Annotated in this window: 15 protein-coding genes; 9 read left to right on the forward strand and 6 right to left on the reverse strand. The window is 71.0% G+C overall.

Features of this window, described 5'->3' with window-relative positions; translation table 11 throughout:
• Positions 1-6: 6 nt before the first annotated feature.
• The 3 genes from ACFQ7C_RS09070 (at position 7) to ACFQ7C_RS09080 (ending at position 4,218) form a co-directional block, all read left to right on the forward strand.
• The gene (locus ACFQ7C_RS09070; RefSeq protein ID WP_378899334.1) at positions 7-1,998 is read left to right on the forward strand and encodes a glycoside hydrolase family 2 TIM barrel-domain containing protein; all 1,992 of its coding nucleotides are present in this window, start codon (positions 7-9) and stop codon (positions 1,996-1,998) included.
• Complete coding sequence (locus tag ACFQ7C_RS09075; RefSeq protein WP_378899336.1) at positions 1,896-3,107, forward strand: beta-galactosidase domain 4-containing protein; 1,212 nt, start codon at positions 1,896-1,898, stop codon at positions 3,105-3,107. Before ACFQ7C_RS09070 ends, ACFQ7C_RS09075 begins: the two co-directional genes overlap by 103 nt.
• A gap of 235 nt (positions 3,108-3,342) precedes the next feature.
• Complete coding sequence (locus ACFQ7C_RS09080; protein ID WP_378899338.1) at positions 3,343-4,218, forward strand: serine hydrolase domain-containing protein; 876 nt, start codon at positions 3,343-3,345, stop codon at positions 4,216-4,218.
• A 25-nt stretch (positions 4,219-4,243) separates the two neighbouring features.
• On the opposite strand, the gene ACFQ7C_RS09085 is transcribed toward ACFQ7C_RS09080, so the two are convergent.
• From ACFQ7C_RS09085 to ACFQ7C_RS09100, 4 genes are read right to left on the reverse strand one after another with little or no spacing between them, the layout of a single operon-like run.
• Positions 4,244-4,696: an NUDIX domain-containing protein gene (locus tag ACFQ7C_RS09085; RefSeq protein ID WP_378899340.1), complete on the reverse strand. Its 453-nt coding sequence runs from the start codon at positions 4,694-4,696 to the stop codon at positions 4,244-4,246.
• A 17-nt stretch (positions 4,697-4,713) separates the two neighbouring features.
• Positions 4,714-5,985 (reverse strand): four-carbon acid sugar kinase family protein, encoded by a 1,272-nt coding sequence (locus ACFQ7C_RS09090; RefSeq protein WP_378899342.1) that lies wholly within the window; start codon positions 5,983-5,985, stop codon positions 4,714-4,716.
• On the reverse strand, positions 5,978-7,249 hold the full coding sequence (locus ACFQ7C_RS09095) for a RuBisCO large subunit C-terminal-like domain-containing protein (protein WP_378899345.1): 1,272 nt from the start codon (positions 7,247-7,249) through the stop codon (positions 5,978-5,980). Before ACFQ7C_RS09095 ends, ACFQ7C_RS09090 begins: the two co-directional genes overlap by 8 nt.
• 5 nt (positions 7,250-7,254) lie before the next feature.
• Positions 7,255-9,246: a glycoside hydrolase family 127 protein gene (locus ACFQ7C_RS09100; protein ID WP_378899348.1), complete on the reverse strand. Its 1,992-nt coding sequence runs from the start codon at positions 9,244-9,246 to the stop codon at positions 7,255-7,257.
• A gap of 243 nt (positions 9,247-9,489) precedes the next feature.
• On the opposite strand from ACFQ7C_RS09100, the gene ACFQ7C_RS09105 reads away from it, so the two are divergent.
• The 4 genes from ACFQ7C_RS09105 (at position 9,490) to ACFQ7C_RS09120 (ending at position 13,382) form a co-directional block, all read left to right on the forward strand.
• On the forward strand, positions 9,490-10,830 hold the full coding sequence (locus ACFQ7C_RS09105; protein ID WP_378899352.1) for an ABC transporter substrate-binding protein: 1,341 nt from the start codon (positions 9,490-9,492) through the stop codon (positions 10,828-10,830).
• A 68-nt stretch (positions 10,831-10,898) separates the two neighbouring features.
• Complete coding sequence (locus tag ACFQ7C_RS09110; protein WP_378899355.1) at positions 10,899-11,780, forward strand: carbohydrate ABC transporter permease; 882 nt, start codon at positions 10,899-10,901, stop codon at positions 11,778-11,780.
• A gap of 1 nt (position 11,781) precedes the next feature.
• Positions 11,782-12,699: a carbohydrate ABC transporter permease gene (locus tag ACFQ7C_RS09115; protein WP_378899358.1), complete on the forward strand. Its 918-nt coding sequence runs from the start codon at positions 11,782-11,784 to the stop codon at positions 12,697-12,699.
• A 20-nt stretch (positions 12,700-12,719) separates the two neighbouring features.
• Positions 12,720-13,382: an aspartate/glutamate racemase family protein gene (locus tag ACFQ7C_RS09120; protein ID WP_378899361.1), complete on the forward strand. Its 663-nt coding sequence runs from the start codon at positions 12,720-12,722 to the stop codon at positions 13,380-13,382.
• A gap of 70 nt (positions 13,383-13,452) precedes the next feature.
• Here the strand turns inward: ACFQ7C_RS09120 and ACFQ7C_RS09125 are convergent, their stop codons facing one another.
• Together ACFQ7C_RS09125 and ACFQ7C_RS09130 are read right to left on the reverse strand one after the other, a co-directional pair.
• Positions 13,453-14,430: a sugar-binding transcriptional regulator gene (locus tag ACFQ7C_RS09125; protein WP_378899364.1), complete on the reverse strand. Its 978-nt coding sequence runs from the start codon at positions 14,428-14,430 to the stop codon at positions 13,453-13,455.
• A gap of 274 nt (positions 14,431-14,704) precedes the next feature.
• Positions 14,705-17,317, reverse strand: coding sequence for a family 78 glycoside hydrolase catalytic domain (locus ACFQ7C_RS09130; RefSeq protein WP_378899367.1), 2,613 nt, complete (start codon positions 17,315-17,317; stop codon positions 14,705-14,707).
• A 171-nt stretch (positions 17,318-17,488) separates the two neighbouring features.
• Here ACFQ7C_RS09130 and ACFQ7C_RS09135 point away from each other — a divergent pair, with 171 nt between their 5' ends.
• Positions 17,489-18,319: an NAD-dependent epimerase/dehydratase family protein gene (locus ACFQ7C_RS09135; protein ID WP_378899370.1), complete on the forward strand. Its 831-nt coding sequence runs from the start codon at positions 17,489-17,491 to the stop codon at positions 18,317-18,319.
• Position 18,320: 1 nt separating this feature from the next.
• Entirely contained in the window at positions 18,321-19,346 is a 1,026-nt protein-coding gene (locus ACFQ7C_RS09140) for a LacI family DNA-binding transcriptional regulator (RefSeq protein WP_378899373.1), read from the forward strand.
• The last annotated feature ends 23 nt before the right edge of the window (positions 19,347-19,369 follow it).

The following is a 19,369-nucleotide window of genomic DNA, read 5'->3' on the forward strand; positions in this document are numbered from 1 at the left end:
GCTCCTATGGACATGCAGACTAGCGGATCCTCCACCGTCATCTCCACCGAGCTCGACATCCTCGTCGCCGGCAGCTCGCCGTACTGGGAGAGCACCGCGCCGGGGGCGGGACGACGGATGCCGCGGGCCGACGCCGTCGGCGACGCCCCGGCCCTGAGTCTCAACCGGGTGTGGCGCTTCCGCCTCTCGCCGACGGCCGCGGGCACGGGGCCGGGCTGGACCACCGACGACTTCGACGACTCCGGCTGGGACGCCATGCCCGTGCCGTCGCACTGGGTGCTCGAGGAGTTCACGCCGCTCGGGGGTGGCCAGGCGCGCCGCATGGTGGGCACCGAGGAGGGGCCGCTCTACACGAACACGGCATACCCGATCCCGCTCGACCCGCCCCGCATCCCGACCGAGAACCCGACGGGCGACTACCGGCTCGTGTTCGATGTCCCCGACGACTTCGGGCCGGCGGTGCTGCGCTTCCAGGCCGTCGACTCGTGCGCGATGGTGTGGCTCAACGGCGAGGAGCTCGGCTGGTCGATGGGCAGCCGCCTCCCTTTCGAGTTCGACGCGCCGGTCCGGGCGGGCCGCAACGTCCTGTGCGTGCGCGTGCACCGCTGGTCGGCGGGCACGTACCTCGAGGACCAGGACATGTGGTGGCTGCCCGGCATCTTCCGGGACGTCGAGCTGCTCGCGCGACCCGCCGGCGCGATCGACGACCACTTCGTGCACGCCGATTACGACGCTGCGACCGGGCGGGGCACGCTGCGGGTGGATGCCTCGACCCCGGCGATCGTCGAGATCCCGGAACTCGGCATCCGTACGCCGGCCGGTGAGACGGTGACCGTCGCCGTCGAGCCGTGGAGCGCGGAGCGGCCCCGCCTGTACCGCGGCACGCTGCGCTCGAGCGGCGAGACCATCGAGCTCGCGGTCGGCTTCCGGCGCGTGGAGATCGTCGACGGCGTGCTCACGGTGAACGGGCGGCCCGTCACCTTCCGCGGCGTCAACCGCCACGAGCATCACCCCGACACCGGGCGCACGCTCGACCGCGCCACGATGGTCAAGGACGTCGTGATGATGAAGCGCGCGAACATCGATGCCGTGCGCACCAGCCACTACCCGCCGCATCCGGAGTTCCTGCGCCTGTGCGACGAGTACGGCCTGTGGGTGATCGTCGAGGCCGACCTCGAGACGCACGGCTTCATCTACGAGGGGTGGGCGCACAACCCGCCGGCGCTGCCCGAGTGGCGCGACGCGATCATGGACCGCCTGCTCCGCACGGTCGAGCCGCACAAGAACCACCCGAGCATCGTGGTCTGGTCGCTCGCGAACGAGAGCATGACCGGCGACGGCTTCGCCGAGATGCGCCGCTGGCTCGATGAGCGCGATCCGTCGCGCGCCGTGCTCTACGAGCGCGATCCCAGCTACCGCGACTCCGACTTCTACTCGCTCATGTACCCGTCGCTCGAACTGCTCGAGCAGATCGGCCGGCACGAAGAGCCGCGCGGCGGCCGGCTCAGCATGCACGGCATGGTGTTCGCCGAATCCGGCGGCGCCGCGCCGCTGCCGGAAGGTGTCGCCGAGGCCGACGAGGAGCGTCGCCGCGGCCTCCCATTCCTGCTCGTCGAATACGCCCACGCGCAAGGCAACGGACCCGGATCGCTGCAGGACTACTGGCGCATCATCCGCGCGCACGACCGCCTCTGCGGCGCGTTCGTGTGGGAGTGGATCGACCATGGCTTGAACGCCGTCACGGAGGACGGGGTGCCGTTCGTCATGCACGGCGACGACGTCGACTACGAGCCGCGCGGCGGGCGCTTCGGTCTCCACGGACTCGTGTTCAGCGACCGCACGCCGACCCCGGTCTCCTCGAGCTCACGAAGGCGCACGAGACGATCGGGATCACGGTGGGCCGCGACACGGTGCGCATCGCGAGCGACCGCCACAGCGCCGACACAGCCGACCTCGCGTTCCGGTGGTCGGTCGAGGCCGACGGCGAGATCGCCGTGAGCGGCGCGCTGTCCGTTCCCGTGCTCGCGCCGGGCGAGTCGGCCGAGGTGCCGATTCCGGATGCTGCCGCCACCGCGCTCGCGTCGGGCACCCGCGACACCGTGCTCACGGTAGAGGCGGCGCTCGCCGCAGACGAGGTCTGGGCGCCGGCGGGGCACGTGGTCGCGTGGGGGCAGCGGGTGGTCCCACCCGCCGCTGCCGAGAAACCTCAGTCCGATCGAGACACCACGCCGCGCGCGGTTTCCTCGCGAGGCGACGGTTTCCCGCGCTCGCAGGCGGAGATCGCCCTCGGCCCCGGGGTTTTCGATGCGGCGACCGGCCGCCTGGTGCGGCTCGGCGATCTCGAGCTCGACGGCCCGGTGCTCGACCTGTATCGCGCGCCCACCGAGAACGACCACGGCCAGGGTGAGACGAACAACATCGCCGGAGTATGGCGCAAGACGATGCTGCATCGGCTGCTGCATCGCATCGACGAGGTCGACGCGGGCGACGGGCGGCTGCGGGTCAGCGGCCGCACGGCCCCGCGCACCCACCCGCACGGTGTGGCGTGGACGATGACGTGGACGCCGGACGGCGACGGCGTCGTGCTCGAGGTCGACGCCGACTTCGTCGGGCCGTGGTCCGACACGCCCTATATGCATCGCGACATCCTCGTTCCGCGCCTCGGGCTGCTGTTCGGGCTTCCCGGAGCCGCCGAGCGGGTCACGTGGTTCGGCCGCGGCCCGGGCGAGACCTACGTCGACTCGTTCGAGGCCTCGCGAGTCGGGCGCTTCGCCGCCTCGATCGACGACCTCCAGGTGCCGTACCCCGTGCCCCAGGAGAACGGCAACCACGTGCAGACACGGTGGCTGGAGGTCGCCGGCGCAGGCATCCCGTCGCTCCGCGTCGACGGTCGTCCCGAGTTCGACTTCACCGCCCGCCGCTGGAGCTCGCACGACCTCGATCGTGCGGCCAAGCCGCACGAGCTCGTCGACTCGGGTCGGGTCTGGCTCAACCTCGATCACGCGCAGCAGGGTGTGGGCTCAGCATCCGTCGGTCCTGCCCTTCCGGAGCAGTACCGCATCCCGCGCGAGCGCACGACGTGGAGCCTCCGGCTCGAGGCGCGCTGACCGCTCCGCCCTCCGCCGCACTGCCCGTCGCCGGCTCCCGTCGGTCCGCTCGGATGTACGCGGGAGGGTATTGAATATCCGGTTCGCACGGCCCGGGAACCCCCGCCGCCCCGCACGACGCCGTCACAGCGCGCGCTTGATCCCGTGTGAGCCGGAAGTTCAATGGTGTTCTCGGCAGTCGCCGCTCCGGGGGGCGGATGTCTCGGTGTCGGGTCGCGTCGCTAGCCTCAGAGGGGTGTTCTCTGCCGCTTCCGTCCTCGACCGGATCGTCACCGCCATCGACGACGAGAAGCTCGGCGCCTACGGGGTCCACGTGCTCGTCGCCGAGGACGAGGCTCAGCATCGCTGGCGCAGCGATGATCGCGTGAACCTCTACTCCGTGTCGAAGGGCATGAGCGCGCTCGCGGCGGGCATCGCCGTCGATGAGGGGCTGCTCTCGCTCGATACCACCGTGGCCGAGGCGTTGCCGGAGATGCGGCTCGGCGACGGCGGCGAGTCCGTCACCTTGCGGCACCTCCTCACCATGACGAGTGGGATCGACTTCGCGTGGTTCGGCAGCCAGGCCGCGCCCTGGCCGGATCTCGCGCAGGAGATGCTGCGCCGCCCCACCCGTGGCGCCGGCGAGGTGTACCAGTACTCCGATGCGAGCACGTACGTCGCGATGCGGATGCTGGGCGCCAGGGTCGGCGATGTGCGCGACTGGCTCCTTCCTCGGCTGTTCGAGCCGCTCGACATCCACAACCCGCAGTGGCATCGGTGTCCGCAAGGATGGATCGTCGGCGGCAGTGGGCTCGAGCTGCGCACCGAGGAGCTCGCCCGGATCGGTCGCGTGCTCCGCGACCGCGGGGAATGGAAGGGGCGGCGCATCGTGAGCGCCCCGTGGATCGATGCCATGCACGCGGAGTGGGTCGTCACGGGATGGGACGGGGACTCAGCGCGCTACGGCATTGCCGCGTGGGCAGGGCCTCGTGACGGCTGGCGACTCGACGGACTCTACGGCCAGTACGTCTACGTCGCCGGCGAGCGCGATGCCGTCGTCACGATCACGGCGCACGAAGAGACCCGCGACCATCGGCTCGTTCAGATCGCTGCGGACGCCGTCGCCGGCTGAACCGTTCCCGGCCCGCCGCGGGCCGTCAGAAGCCGTGAGCCAGGAGGGTCGCGGCGGCGCCGGCGCGCAGCGCGACGAGCGCCTCGCGCTCGTACTGCGGCATGCGGTCGGGGAGCGCGTCGAGGTCGAACCAGGCGAGCTCGGCGCACTTGCGGGGCTCGAGGATCTCGGGCTCGCCCTCCCACTCGTCGCATACGAAGAACCAGTCGACGCGCTGCTCGATCGGGTCGTCGGTGCCGTCCGTGCGCTGCATGACCGCGACCGGTGTCAGCGCGGTGGGCGCGAGCGTCAGCCCGAGCTCTTCGCGGACCTCGCGGATCGCGGCGTCCGCCGCGGTCTCGCCGAGCTCGACGTGTCCGGCGGCGCCGGCGGCCCAGCATCCGTCCATGTAGCCGGTGTTCTGGCGCAGCTGCAGCAGCACCGCCCCGCCGCGGCGGAGATAGACGTACGACGAGGGGACGACCGAGAAGCGGGGCACGGCGACCCAACCTACCGTCAGCCGAGCGCGGCGACGTCGGTGAACAGCGTGTCGGCACCCACCTGACCGCCCTTGAGCAGCAGCTCCAGGCCGTCGATGGCGGGGTCGGCGGCGTGCGCCCGCAGCAGCACGACGTTGTCCCACGGGTTCGCGGCGATCGAGAGCGACTCGACGCCGAGCAGGCGCGTGACACGGCTGGAGGTGTCGCCCCCGCACACGATCACGCGGCGTGCCGCTGCGTCGCGGGCGACGGTGGAGATGACGGATGCTGCCGCCTCCGCGATCGCCTCGAGCACGGGGCGGCCCCCGGCCGAGGTCGCGTCGGCGTCGGCGTCGGCGTCGTCCGACGTGAGCACGACGCCGCGTCCCGAGCCCAGGGCGGCGAGGAGGTCCGGCAGAGCGGCGGCGACCCCGGCATCGTCGAGCGGAAGCGGCCGCACCAGCCAGCCCGCGCCGGCGGCGGCATCCGCCTGCCGGCGCGTCTGCGCCGAGCGGCTGCCCGAGACCACGAGGACAGGACCCGTCGACGGCGTCGACACCGGGATGGCGGGGCCGCTGCGCGGGTTCGCCGCGGCGATGCCGTGGGAGAGGCCGCCCGAGCCGATGGCGAACACCGGAGCGGGGAGAGCCGTGACCGCCGCGCCGATGCTGACGAGGTGCTCGTCGGTGAGGGCGTCGAGCACCAGCGCGGCCTCGGGGGCGCCACGCAGCAGCGGCTCGAGGTCGTCGTACGCCACAAGCGGAATCGCGCCGATCGGCAGGTCGGTCTGGCGGCCGAGGTGCACCGCGAGGTCGGCCTCGGTCATCGGGGTCGAGGGGTGGTGCGACATGGTCGGCTGCCGATCGAGGCGGTACACCGTGCCCTGCTCGGCCGCGAAATGCTGGCCGAACATCGTGTAGCGCCCGAAGTCGGGCTGGGCGAAGAGCATCGGAACGGGGCGCTCGCCGAACGCCTCCCGCGCGAGCTCGATGACGTGGCCGAGGCTCCCCACGTGGGGCGCCGAATCCGCGGTCGAGCACGCCTTGTACTGCACGATCGCCGGCTCGAGCGCCGAGAAAGCCGCGAACACCGGCCGCAGCTCGGCGTCCATCTCGTCGGGCGAGAGCGAACGCGAGATGCCGGCCACGCCGACCACGTCCACCTCGTCCGCGGCGCGGCCCAGGACCGCAGCATCCGGGAGTCCCGTGAAGAGCCGCCCCGTCCAGCCGCGCCGCGCGAACTGCAGGAGCGCATCGACGCTTCCGGTGAAGTCGTCGCCGTAGAAGACGACGGCGCCGTCCCTACGCACGGACCGGCCCGAAAAGCTCTGCCGCCCGGCGGAGGGCCGACGAGCTCTCGTACGCCTCGTCGATGCTCTCGCCGCGTGCCGCCGACGCCCATGCGTCGCGCATGCTCGCCACTCCGGCCGCCGCACCGTCGGGATGACCGTGGATGCCGCCACCGGCGAGCACGAGGAGGTCGGTCGTGCCGACCGCGGCGTAGGTGGCGTGCGCGAGCCCGCCCCACTGACCCGACGACAGCACGGGCACCGTGGGCGTCAGCCCCAGCAGCGGTTCACGCACCGCGGCGATGGAGTCGAGCACCTGGGCGTCCGTCTCGTAGAACTTGTTGCTGATGCCGTTCGTGTGCAGGTGATCGGCGCCGGCGAGCCGCGCGAGCTTCTGCCACGCACGGAACCCTATCCCGACCTGCTCCGAGCGCCCGAATGAGCCGAACATCGCACGGTGGCCGTGGATCGGCACGCTGCTGTGGCGGCGGAGGAACTCGAGGCCCGGCAGGCCGATGAGATTGATGCACGCCATCACGCACGTGCCACCGGCGGCCACGACGAGGTCGTGGTTCGCCTCGAGCTGCCCGATGTCGTCGGTGATGTTGAACGCGTACATGGGCTTGCGACCGGTGCGGTCGGCGTAGCGCTCGAGCACCGGCATGACCGCGGCGACCCGCTCGGCGAGCGGCGCGGTCGGTCCGTTGCCCTGCAGCTCGTCGTCCTTGATGAAGTCGATGCCCGACTCGGCGAGCTGTGAGACGACCTCGGCGAGGTCTTGCGGGGACAGGCCGATGCTGGGCTTGACGATCGTGCCGATCATGGCGCCCTCGGGCCGGCCCACGAGCCGGCGCGTGCCCTCCACCCCGAACGCGGGACCGGGGTAGCGCTCGGCGAACGCCGGCGGCAGCTCGAGGTCGACCAGGCGGATCGCCGCGAGCTCCTTGATCTCGAAGAGGTTGCCCGCCACGGCGGCGAGCAGGTTCGGGAGGGACGGGCCGAAGTTGTCGAGCGGGAAGCGCAGCCGCAGCCGCGCGCGCCGCCGGAGCGCCGGATCGCCGACCGCGCCGGGCAGCGGCGAGGCGCCCGTGAGCGGCAGCTCGTCGATCGACTCCACCTGGGCGGCGAAGCGCGCGCGCAGGTCGTCGGACTCGCGCTCGACGCGGACGAAGGTGCCGGTGGACTGCTCTCCGGCGAGCACCTCAGCGGCCTGCCGCAGCGGCAGGGAGGTCTCGATGATGTACGTCGCGACGACGTGCGGGGTCGTGAGAAGTGAGGAGGACATGCGCGTCACCACACCAGCGGGAGCCAGACCGACATCTCGCCGGCACCGCGGTTGCCCCACGCGAAGTAGGGGACCAATCGCACAGGCGCGGTCTCGAGCGCGGTGTCGGCCAGGTCGTCGTACAGTGCGTCCTCGTCGGCGCCGGGAAGGACGACCGCCTCGGCGTCGAGTGCGATCACGCGGTGCCCCGCGACCTCGGCCTCGACGGGCCTGAACGTCGTGCCGCGCCGCAGCGCGACCTGCTCGAGCACGGCCCCCTCAGGAAGGTCGGCGCTCTCGACGCAGTAGACGACCGGCCCGCGGCGGACGGCGACCTGGTTGGTCGCCTCCTCGGCGAGGCGGTGGGCGCGGAGCACCCGCACCGGCATCGGGAGCGTCAGCGCGACGACGTCGCCCTCCTGCCACTCGCGCTCGATGCGGGTGTACGTGCCGGGCTCGCTCACGGGCACCTCGGACCCGTTGACCGTGAGCGTCGCGCCCGACGACCAGCCGGGAACGCGGAGGTGGAGCGGGAGACCCCCGGCGGCAGCATCCGTCACGGTGAACGTGATCTGCTCGCTCCAGGGGTAGTCGCCGTCCTCGCGCAGGGCGAGGCGGCGCCCGTCGTCGGTCGTCACGTCGAGCGTGCTGCCGCCGTACAGGTGGACGAACAGGCCCTCGTCGCCCAGCGACGCGACGCGCTCGTGGAACCGCGCGAGCGTGCGGGCGATGTTCGGCGGGCAGCAGAAGCAGCTGAGGTAGGGCTCGCGGAGGCGCTCGTCCGACGGCGGCGGCGACGGCACCGGGTGGATGGCCGTGTCGCCCGGGCGCCGGAGCGGGTAGGGGAGGTCCCGCACCTGGCGCAGCGCGTTCGTGTAGAAATACTCCGAGCCCGCGAGGCTGATGCTCGAGAGGAGGCTGTTGAAGGCCACCTGCTCGATGACGTCGGCGTAGGCCGCGTCGCCCGTGAGCGCCAGCATGCGCTCGCCCCACAGGATCAGGCCGATGTTCGCGCACGACTCGTTGTGCGCGGTCGTGTGGGGCAGCTGGTACGCGCGGCCGTACGCCTGATGCACGCGGCTGATCTGGTGCTGCCACGGCGAGCCGTCGGGGGAGGCGCCGTCGTAGAGCGCGCCGGCGCCGCCGGTGATGTAGAGCTTGGTGTCGACGACGTCGCGCCACAGGTGCTCGAGAACCGCCTCGAGCTGCGCGTCACCGGTCTCGGTGACGAGATCGGCGAGGCCGGCGTACAGGTAGTTGGCGCGCACCGCGTGGCCGGCGACGACAGTCTGCTCGCGCACGGGCACGCGGTCCTGGTTGTCGTCGCCGCCTGCGAAGTCGTCGCGGACGCGGATGAACGCCTCCGACAGGCGCAGGTACTGCTCGTCGCCGGTCGCGCGGTAGAGGTCGATCACCGCCATGTAGTGCGACGGGCAGATGGCGCTGCGGGCGAGCTCCAGAGGCTTGGTCGTCGCGAGGTCCTCGAGGAAGCCCGCCGCCTTGCGTGCGGCGTCCAGCAGCGTGCTCGACCCGGTCACCTCGTAGTGGCGGACGCCGGCCGTGATGAGGTGCCCGAGGTTGTACGTCTCGAAGTTGAAACGGTCGGCGAGGGCGATCGCGTCCTCGTGATTGCGCGTCGAGATGATGGTCGGCGTGTGGAGGTAGCCGTCCTCGCGCTGCACCGACGCGATGAGCCGTGCGATCTCCTCGATGCGCGCGGCCAGCTCGGGGTCGGGATCGGTCTCGAGGCGCGCGACGGCCGCCTCGAACCACTTGTAGAAGTCGCCGTCCATGAAGGGCGGTCCGGCGTGCGCGCCCTCCTCGAGGCCGGCGGCGATGCGGAAGTTCGTGAGCCCGGCGCTGATGGCGGGGTCGCTCAGGGAGGACCAGATCTGGGGGATGGTGACGTCGCGCGTCCGATCGTGGACGTCTCCCCAGAAGCCGCTCGCCCATCGCGCGCTGTCGGCGCCGAGGGGTCGCAGCCGGGCGTGAGCCCGCGTCGCGGTCGTGGCGGTCATGCTGTTCCTTCCGAGTGGCGTTCAGTCTCGTGCTCGTCGTCGTCTTGCGGCAAGCCGGGTCTGTTGCGGGGTCAGACTAGACAGCGCTGAAAGTTCTCGCAACGCTGCATGGAAATGCAGTCTAACCCCTGAATCGTCTCAAAGTGAATAGAATTTCAGTACTGACTGTTGACACACGTCGAAATCGTGCCTACTGTCGTGGTCGTACCTTTCACCCGCATGGTCGTCGTCAAGGAGGACGCTATGAACACACGCAGCAACCGCCGCCGCATCGCGGCGCTGGGGATCGCACTGGCCGCGGTGCTTCCGCTGGCCGCCTGCGCCGGCAGCGACAGCCCCGACACCGGATCGTCGGAGGGTGGCGCCGGTGCCGGCGGCACCGACCCCGAAACCTTCACCGTCATGACGGCGAACGAGAACCCGGTGCTCGAGGAGCAGCTCACCGCCCTCTCGGAGGGCGCGTGCAAGGCCGAGAACGAGGCACTGCCGCTCGAGCACCAGAAGGTGGCACAGGCCGACACCGTGCAGAAGGTGACGCTGCTCGCCAGCCAGGGCGCGCTGCCCACCCACACCATCGCGGGCACCGCTCTCATCCGGCCCGATGGCGACCTCAACGCCGCCGGCCTGGTCGGCGACCTCAAGGCCGCGCTCGAAGGCGCCGGCACGTGGGACAACGTGCTGCCCGCCGCCGCCTCCACCGTCGAGCAGGTCTACGGCGGCATGTTCTCGATGCCGTACCAGTACAACATCGAAGGCATCTTCTACAACAAGGAGATCCTCGCCGACAACGGCATCGAGGAGCCGCAGACCTGGGACGAGCTCGTCGACGCGGCCGACACGCTGGCCGACGCGGGCGTCGTCCCGATGACCGAGGCCGGCGCCAACGGCTGGCCGCTGACGCGCATCATGGGCATGTACATCTTCCGCAACGTCGGCCCCGAGGCCATGGCCGCGGTGCGCGACGGCGACGCGAAGCTGACCGACCCGGAGTACGTCGAGGGCGCGCAGGCGCTCGCCGACTTCGCCGAGGCCGGCTACTTCGGCGAGGGCTTCTCGACGCGTGACGGCGACACGTCGTCGAACATGTTCCTCACCGGCCAGGCCGCGATGACCTACGACGGCTCGTGGCTGCTCAGCGCCATCAACGACCCGGAGCGCAACCAGATCGGCGGCGAGAACGTCGGCTTCATGCCGTTCCCCGAGGTCGACGGCGGCAAGGGCTCGATCGACCAGTACGCCGCCAACGCCGGCGCCCCGATGATCATCAACGCGGAGCAGTTCGGCCCGAAGGTCGTCGACTGGGTGAGCTGCATCGCCGAGAACTACGGCCAGCAGGCGCTGCAGGACGCCGGCGTGATCTCGGGCTTCAAGGTCAACGGCGACGTGACCGACATCTCGGAGAACACCGCGGAGATCCAGGAGCGCATCGCGGGCATCAACGAGACCGTACTGTGGTTCGAGGCCCTCATGGACTCGAAGAGCAACTCGCTCGCCTCGACGAACGCCACGCTGCTGACGACCGGTCAGATGACCGCCGAGGAGTACATGACCCAGCTCCAGGCGAGCATCGACGCCAACGGCTGAGACCCCGTACCGGCTCCCCGGGCCCACGCCCGGGGAGCCGGCTCTTCGAGAGAGAAAGCAGTTCGCAGATGAACTCGATCTTCGGAGATCGGAAGACGATCTTCATCCTGCTGGCACCGGCCCTGGTGCTGTACACCCTGCTGAAGGTGGTGCCGGTCGGCTGGTCCCTCGGCCTCTCGTTCTTCGAGGGCAACTCGCTCCGCGGGTTCGACTGGGTGGGTCTGCAGAACTTCGCCACCTTCTTCACCGACCCGAACGCGCTCCAGTCGATGTGGGTCAGCGTGTTCTTCGCGATCGTCGCCACGATCGGCCAGGTCGCCCTGGGCTACGGCCTCGCCCTCCTCTACGTCTTCGTCCTGCGCAAGGGCTCGACGCTCGTGCGGACGTTCGTGTTCTTCCCGACCGTGCTCCCGACCGTCGCCGTGGCGCTGCTGTTCCGCAGCTTCGTCGCCGTCGGCGACAACCAGGGACCGGTCAACGACATCATCAACTTCTTCGGCGGCGAGAGCGTCGAGGTGCTCGCCTCCACGGTCGGCACCATGACCCTGGCGATCCTCATGACGCTGTGGAGCTCGATGGGCTTCTACGCCGTCCTTCTCTACGCGGGGCTGCTCGACATCCCCGAAGAGGTGATCGAGTCCGCACGCCTCGACGGCGCGAACGGCCTCAAGCTCGTGCGCCACATCGTGGTGCCCCTCTCGCTTCCCATCCTCCTGTCATCGATCATCTTCAGCCTCAACGCGACGCTCAAGGTCTTCGACAGCCTGCTCGCGCTCAACGGCGGCGGACCCGGAACGTCCACCGCGCCGATGACCCTGTACATGTACCGCACCGCGTTCGAGTACGCCGAGTACGGGTACGGCTCGACGATCGCCGTCCTCCTCACCGCGCTCTGCCTGGTGTTCACCCTCGCGATCTTCCGATCGTCGCGTCGCAAGGCGGAGGTCTGACATGACTCTGACGCACACTGATACGCCGGCCTACACCGTCGCAACCCCGACGGTCCGCAAGCCCGGCCCGGGCCGCGCTCGCCGCACCTTCGTGAAGGCGCTCCGGCGCCTGCCGGTGTGGATCCTCGTCGCCGTCCTGATGGTCGTGGTGCTCTACCCGCAGGTCTGGATGGTGCTGGGCTCGTTCAAGACGCAGTCCGAGTTCCTCTCGAACCCCGCGCTGTCGCTGCCCGAGACGTGGAACTTCGACAACTACGTCACCGCCCTCACCAACGGCAACGTGGCGCGCAACTGGCTCAACAGCGTGCTCGTCACGATCCCATCCGTCGTCTTCATCGTCTTCATCGGCGTCGCCGCCGGCTATGCGCTCGAGGTGATGATCTGGAAGGGCCGCAACGGGGTCCTCCTCTACATCCTCGCGGGCATCATGGTGCCCGGTCAGATGATCCTCGTCCCGCTGTTCATCACCTACTTCCGCATCGGGATCACCGACACGCTGTGGCCGCTCATCATCACGTACACCGTGATGGGACTGCCGCTGACGACCTTCCTCATGGCGACCTACTTCCGGTCGGTGCCTCGCGAGATCTTCGAGGCCGCGACCGTCGACGGCTCGGGCCCGCTGCGCTCGTTCTTCGTGATCGGCATCCCGATGATGAAGAATGCCATCCTCACCATCGGTCTCGTGCAGTTCTTCAGCGTGTGGAACGACCTGCTCATCGCGCTGACGTTCACGACGCGCCCCGAGCTGGCGACGATCCAGGTGGGCCTGTTGAGCCTCAGCGACGAGTACGGGTCGACGCAGTACGGCCCGCTGTTCGCGGCCGTGAGCATCAACATCGTGGTGCTGCTGATCCTGTTCCTGACGCTCAACAAGAAGATCATGGCCGGCATGTCCGGCGGCGCCCTCAAGGGCTGAGAAGCTGAGAGGCTGGTCCTGTGACATCGCCCGCACCGCGCATCGCGTTCCTCCACACCGGAGCCGTCAACATCGCCCCGTTCGGCGCGCTGGCGGCGGAGTTCCTCCCGGGCGCGACCGTCGTGAACTATCTCGACGACCGGATCGTCGCCGACCTCGGCGATGAGGCGCGGGCGGGCTCGGTGCCCGAGCGCATCGACGACCTCGTGCGCGCCGCCGCGGCAGGGGGAGCGGATGCCGTGATGTTCACGTGCTCGTCGATCTCCGAGCTCGCCGCACCCGCCGCTGCGGCGGCGGGCGTGCCCGTCCTCCGCGTGGATGAGGCGATGGCGGATGCTGCGGTCCAGAGCGGTCGCCGCATCCGCGTTCTCGCGACCCTGCCGACGACGTGCCGCCCCACCCTGGGGCTGCTCCGGGAGCGCGCGGCCCTCGCCGGCGTCGAGCCGGAGTTCACGAGCGAGGTCATCGAGGGCGCGTTCGCGGCCGTCGCGGGCGGCGACCGCCCGACTCATGACCGTCTCGTCGCCGCCGCCATCGAGCGCGGCGCCGCCGAGGCCGACGTGATCGTGCTGGCTCAGGCGTCGATGGCGTCGGCCGCCGACGCCGTGTCCGTCGACGTGCCGGTGCTCACGAGCCCGCGCCTCGGCGTCGAGCGCCTCGCGGAGTCCCTCTCCGCCCGCTGACCGTCCCCACCGACGTCTCCGCCGCGTTCGAGGCGTTTCGTCCCGCTCGCTCAACGACTGGTCGCCGCGGTCAGCGCTCCGCGAGGGCCTCGGCCGAGCGCAGGTCGGTCACGAGCGCCGTGACCCAGTCGCCGGCCAGGGCGCCGTGGATCGCCTCGAGCTTGCGCTCGCCGCCGGCGATGCCGACGCGGCGAGGGATGCGCCGGAGGTTCTCGACGGTGATCGCGATGATCCGGTCGTCGAGGGCGCCGCGCACGAGCGAACCGTCGGCGCGGAAGATGCGGTGGCAGATGTCGCCGACGGCGCCCTGGTCCAGCAGCGCCTGGCGCTCCTCGGCCGCGAACGCGTTGCCGCTGGCGGCGAGGGCGTCGGACGGCTCGATGCTGCCGATGCCCATGATCGCCATCGTGAGCTCGTTCCAGTGGCGCGCGACCTCCTGCATCGAGGGGTCCTGCAGCAGGCTGTCACGGATCGCCGGATCGCCGACGACGCCCGGAGCCTGCACGTACACGGGCTCCGCGCCCAGCGTGCGCGCCAGCTCGCCGAGCAGGCGGTTCGAGTGGCTCTGGGCCTCGGGGGCGCCGACGCCGCCGAGCAGCTGCACGACCTCGGTCGCGCCGCGCACGGTGAACGGGCGCATGCGGTCGACCATCGCGAGGATCGTCTGGCTCCACGATGAGACGCCGATGCGGTCGGCGCCCGAGAGGGTCGCCTCGAGGTACGCGGCGGCCCCCGCTCCGAGCGAGGCGAGCAGCTCGCCCTCGTCGGCCTCCGGGTCGACGTCGACGATGACGGCCTCGGCGAGGCCGTACTTCTCCTCGAGCTGCTCCTCGAGCTCGGCGTACACGCCCGGGGCGACCGTGACGATCGTGCGCACGATGCCCACGGATTCCGCGCGCTTGAGCAGACGCGAGACCTTCGCCTGTGAGATATTGAGCGCGGCCGCGATGTCGGCCTGGCGGACGCCGCGCTCGTGGTACATGCGGGCGACCTTCGTGAGCAGGCGCACCTGTCCGTCCGCGGGCCGGGTGTAGGGCGTCAGGGGCACGGTGTCTCCGATCGTGGCGATCCGAAGGGGTGTATTCGGATTCGCTAACGAAAGGATATTCACTCTCCGCGCATTACGCCAGTGCCGAGGCACGCGGATTCACACAGGGACCGGGGATTTCGGATGCTGCGGCCCGCAGCATCCGTATCGAGAAGCGTTCAGCTCGTCCTCAGCGAGAGCACACGCACACCCACGCGCAGGTCGCCAAGACACGCCGGTCGCGAGCGCGGCCGTTCGGCGTGTCTTGGCGACTCGGCGATCTGGCTACGGCGGGTCAGGCCGGAACCGAGACCCCCGCAGGCACGGGTACCGCACGGGTGTGCGTGCCGTGGGTGAGCGTCTCGGCGTCGACGCCCTCGAGGTCGAGCACGGCCTCCGCGCCCACGGGCACCGTCAGCTCGATGTGCAGCTGCCCGTCCTCGATGCGCCACGAGATCGCCGCCTCGCCGTACGCCGTGCGCTGGCGCGCCGACGCCGACGTGAGCCCGCCGCCGGGACGCGGCGCGAACCGGATCCTCCGGTACCCCGGGGCATCGGGCGCGAGCCCGCCGATGACGCGATGCATCCAGTCGGCGACGGCTCCGAGCGCGTAGTGGTTGAACGACGTCATCTGGCCCGGGTTGACCGTTCCGTCCGGCAGCAGCGAGTCCCAGCGCTCCCATACCGTGGTCGCGCCCTGCTCGACCTGGTAGAGCCACGACGGGCACTCGCGCTCGAGCAGCAGGTCGTAGGCGGCCGGCACCTGGCCGCCCGAGCTCAGCGCGTCGGAGACGAGCGGCGTGCCGACGAAGCCCGTCGCGATGCGGTTGCCCGCCGCGTGCACGAGGTCGGCGAGGCGGGTGGCCGCAGCATCCCGTCGCTCGGGATCGGTGATGAGATCGAACTGCAGGCCGAGCGCGTACGCCGTCTGCGCGTCGCTGGTCATCGTGCCGTCGTCGTTCACGTACGCCGCCTCGAACGCCGCGACCACCTCGTCGGCGAGCGCGTCGTAGTGCGCGTGCTCATCGGCGAGCCCGAGCACCTCGGCCATGCGCGCCACCGTGCGCGCCGACTTCGCGAAGTACGCGGTCGCCACGAGGTAGCGGTCGGTGAGGGCGTCGGCGGGGTCGTCCGGCGGGGCGGCCGGGTCGAGCCAGTCGCCCAGCTGGAAGCCGGAATCCCAGAGGCGTGAGGGACCCGAGAGGCGCTCGAGGAGGTCGACCCACCGGCGTGCACTGTCGAACTGCGCCTGCAGCACGCCGAGGTCGCCGAACCGCTCGTACAGCGTCCACGGCAGGAGTGTCGCGACGTCGCCCCAGGCGGCGCCGGGGCGCAGCGGCGTCCACTTGTCGACCGCCGGGATGACCGGCACGTACCAGGGCACCGTGCCGTCGGGAAGCTGCTCGAGTGCGACGTCGCGCAGCCAGCCCGACAGCATGCCCGACACGTCGAACAGGGTCGAGGCGGTGGGGCCGAAGACCTGGATGTCGCCCGTCCAGCCGATGCGCTCGTCGCGCTGCGGGCAGTCGGTCGGGATGTCGACGAAGTTGCCGCGCATGCCCCACACCACGTTCTCGTGGAGGCGGTTGAGCGCGGAGTCGGAGGATTCGAACCACCCGGTGCGCTCGAGGTCGGTGTGGTAGACCTTCGCGACCAGGGCGCCGGCGGCGGCGTCGGCGTCGAGGTCGCCCGGCCAGCCGGTCACCTCGACGTACCGGAAGCCGTGGAACGTGAAGCGGGGCTCCCACTCCTCGACATCGCGGCCGGCGAGCGTGTAGTTGTCGGTCGACCGCGCGGCCCGCAGCGGCCGCGTGTAGATCTCCCCGTCCTGCATGACCTCGGCGGTGCGCAGCGTCACGGTCGTGCCCGCCTCGCCGGATACCCGGATGCGCACGCGGCCGACGAGGTTCTGGCCGAAGTCGAGGATGCGCGAGCCGCTCGGGCCGGTGAGCACCTCGACGGGCCGCAGCTCCTGGGTCGCGCGCACGGGGGGAGCCGTCGGCGCGACGAGCGTGGCGGGATCGCGATGCCGTTCCTGCACGCCATCCCAGGCGGAGTCGTCGAAGTCGGCCGTCGACCAGCCCCGGAGCTCCTCGCGGGCGTCGTAGTCCTCACCGTCGTAGAGGCCGCTGTGGAGGATCGGGCTCGGCGCGGACGTCCAGGACGGGTCGGTCGCGACGACCTCGCGCGTGCCGTCGGCGTAGGTCAGCTCGAGCTGGCCGAGGAACGACTGGTCGTATCCGTAGACGTTGCGGAAGCCGCCGCGCCAGCCGAGGCGGCCGCGGTACCATCCGTCACCGAGCCATGCGCCGAGTGCGTTCGCCCCCGGCGTCACGAGGTCGGTCACGTCGTAGGTGTAATACCGCAGACGCTTGCCGTACACGGTCCAGCCGGGCGAGAGGGTGTCGTCGCCGACGCGCGCGCCGTTGAGCTCGGCCTCGTACACGCCGTGCGCCGTCGCATAGAGGCGGGCGCGCACGAGTCCGTCGCCCACGTCGAAGCCGCGGCGCACGAGCGACGGCCGGCGCTCGTCGGAGTGCGGGTTCTCGTTGCGGAAGGCGCCGACCGGCCGCGCGGTCCAGTCCGAGGGCTCGAGCAGTCCCGCTTCGAGAACCGTGGGGACGGATGCTGCGGACCACGCGCCGTCCTGCCCCCGCACCGCGACGCGCACCGTGACGATCTCGCGCGAGCCCAGCGGGTCGGCGGGCCACGGGACGAGGACCTGCTCGGGGGAGTCGACGACGTAGGTCGTGACGTCGCCGCCGCGGTCGAGCTCGACCGAGTACGAGGTCTGACGCCAGCCCGACGGCGCCGAGGCGACGCGCCACGAGAGCCGCGGCATCCGTTCCCCGATACCGAGGGGGTCGCGATGGTGTTCGATGCGGGGTGCGTCGACGATGACGGACATCGGTGTCCTCTCTTCTCACCGCTCGCCTGTCACGATGTGCGCGGCAAGGCGGCGCATCGTGGCAGGGGAAGCAAGTTCGAAACGTTTCAGTGTTTGCGTGTACAGTGAGTGTCGCACGGAGATCGAAACGTTTCAAGCGGCGATCGAAGCGAATGTACAGGGAGGTACGGCATGCGGATCGGCGTCACCGGCAGCGGAGGCAAGCTCGGGCGGGCCACGGTGGAGCGGCTGCGCGCCGACGGTCACGACGTCATCGGGTTCGATCTCGCAGGGACGCCGGGCCCGGGCTTCACACGCGTCGACCTCGCCGACTTCGGGCAGACCCTCGACGCGTTCCTCTCGGTCACCGCGCGCCATGACGGACTCGACGCGCTCGTGCACCTCGCGGCGATCCCGGTGAACGGACTGGTGCCGGACGCCGCCACCTTCCAGAACAACGTCACGGTCTCGTTCAACGCGCTGTTCGCCGCGCATCGTGCCGGCATCCGCACCATCGTGCTGGCCTCGAGCATCACGGCCATGGGCTTCCCGTTCGACGAGGCTCCGCCGACGCTGCCGGTCGACGAGACCTACACCAGCGCCAACAACACGTACGGGCTCGGCAAGGTCGCGGAGGAGGCGATCGCCGCGCAGCTGGTGCGGTGGGCCCCCGAGACGTCGATCACCGCGCTGCGGTTCACCAACGTGGTGGCGCCCGACGAATACGGGACGTTCGAGCGGGCCCCCGAGCCGGGCTACCGCCGCGACCTCGTGGGCTCATGGGTGGACGCGCGCGACGGGGCGCTCGCGGTCGCCCTCGCGCTCGAAGCCGCAGAGCCCGGGTTCGAGGTGTACAACGTCGCCGCGCCCGAGTCCGGCAACGCGCACCCCTCCCGCGAGGTCGCCGAGCGCTGGTTCCCGGGCACCCCGGTCGCCGAAGACCTCGGCGAGTTCGAGTCGCTCATGTCGACCCGCAAGATCCGCGACCGGCTCGGCTTCGCCGCCGAGCACGACTGGCGCTGACATGTCTCGCCCGGGCATCCGTCAGGTGGCCGCTCGCGCCGGCGTCGCGGTGGGCACGGTCTCGGCGTACCTCAACCACCCCGACCGGGTGTCGGCCGAGCGGGCGGGGCGCATCGCCGAGGCGATCGACGAGCTCGGCTTCGTGCCGTCGAGCGCCGGCCGCCAGCTGCGCCTCGGCGTCAGCAGCCTCATCGGCTACCTCTCGCCCGACGTCAGCAACCCGCACTTCAGCGAGATCGCGCAGGAGGTCGAGTACCGCGCCGAGCGCCTCGGAATGACCGTGTTCTTCGCACACTCGCACGGAGACCGCGAGCGCGAGGACGCCTACCTCGAGGCGTTCGAGCAGCGCCAGGTGCGCGGCATCCTGGTGTCCTCGTTCCAGCCGATCGAGGCGAGACTCGCGGCGATGCGCGAGCGCGGCACGCCATCGGTCCTCGTGGGCCGGCGGGCGTGCGAGGAGCTCCAGCCGTCCGTGTCGATCGACGACGTCTCGGGCGGACGGCAGGCGGCCGAGCACCTCATCGCGAACGGATGCCGCCGCCTCGCCTTCGTCGGCGGCCCGCTGCCCGTGCAGCAGGTGGCGGACCGCCTCGAGGGCGTGCGGAGTGCCGCGGCGGCAGCATCCGTCGACGCTCCCGAGGTGATCGAGGTCGCCGAGCGGTCGATCGCCGTCGGGCGAGCGGTCGGCGCAGCCCTGGCCGCCCGCCCCGCCGAGGACCGCCCGGATGGCGTGTTCGCCGCCAACGACGTGCTGGCGCTCGGCGTGCTGCAGGCCCTCGTGGCCGGCGGCGTCTCGGTGCCCGCCGAGGTCGCGCTCGTCGGCTATGACGACAACGAGTTCGCCGAGGCATCCCTCATCCCGCTCACGAGCGTGCGCGCGCGCCACGACGACTTCGGCGCGGCCGCGGTCGACCTGCTGTTCGAGGCGATCGAGCGGGGCTCCGCCGCGGGAGCGGCGGGTGCCGGCGTGCATCGCGTGTTCGAGCCCGAGCTGATCGTGCGCGAGAGCTCGCGCCGCGCCCACTGACCCACACCGCCACGACATCGAAG

This window comes from Microbacterium sp. NPDC056569 (genome assembly GCF_042793475.1).
Classification (GTDB): domain Bacteria; phylum Actinomycetota; class Actinomycetes; order Actinomycetales; family Microbacteriaceae; genus Microbacterium.

Excerpts from the sequence above, each read along its gene's own strand:
- ACFQ7C_RS09135 (WP_378899370.1), top strand. The coding sequence starts at position 17,489 with ATGCGGATCGGCGTCACCGGCAGCGGAGGCAAGCTCGGGCGGGCCACG.
- ACFQ7C_RS09095 (WP_378899345.1), bottom strand. The coding sequence starts at position 7,249 with ATGTCCTCCTCACTTCTCACGACCCCGCACGTCGTCGCGACGTACATC.
- ACFQ7C_RS09070 (WP_378899334.1), top strand. The coding sequence starts at position 7 with ATGGACATGCAGACTAGCGGATCCTCCACCGTCATCTCCACCGAGCTC.
- ACFQ7C_RS09105 (WP_378899352.1), top strand. The coding sequence starts at position 9,490 with ATGAACACACGCAGCAACCGCCGCCGCATCGCGGCGCTGGGGATCGCA.
- ACFQ7C_RS09110 (WP_378899355.1), top strand. The coding sequence starts at position 10,899 with ATGAACTCGATCTTCGGAGATCGGAAGACGATCTTCATCCTGCTGGCA.
- ACFQ7C_RS09100 (WP_378899348.1), bottom strand. The coding sequence starts at position 9,246 with ATGACCGCCACGACCGCGACGCGGGCTCACGCCCGGCTGCGACCCCTC.
- ACFQ7C_RS09115 (WP_378899358.1), top strand. The coding sequence starts at position 11,782 with ATGACTCTGACGCACACTGATACGCCGGCCTACACCGTCGCAACCCCG.
- ACFQ7C_RS09130 (WP_378899367.1), bottom strand. The coding sequence starts at position 17,317 with ATGTCCGTCATCGTCGACGCACCCCGCATCGAACACCATCGCGACCCC.
- ACFQ7C_RS09140 (WP_378899373.1), top strand. The coding sequence starts at position 18,321 with ATGTCTCGCCCGGGCATCCGTCAGGTGGCCGCTCGCGCCGGCGTCGCG.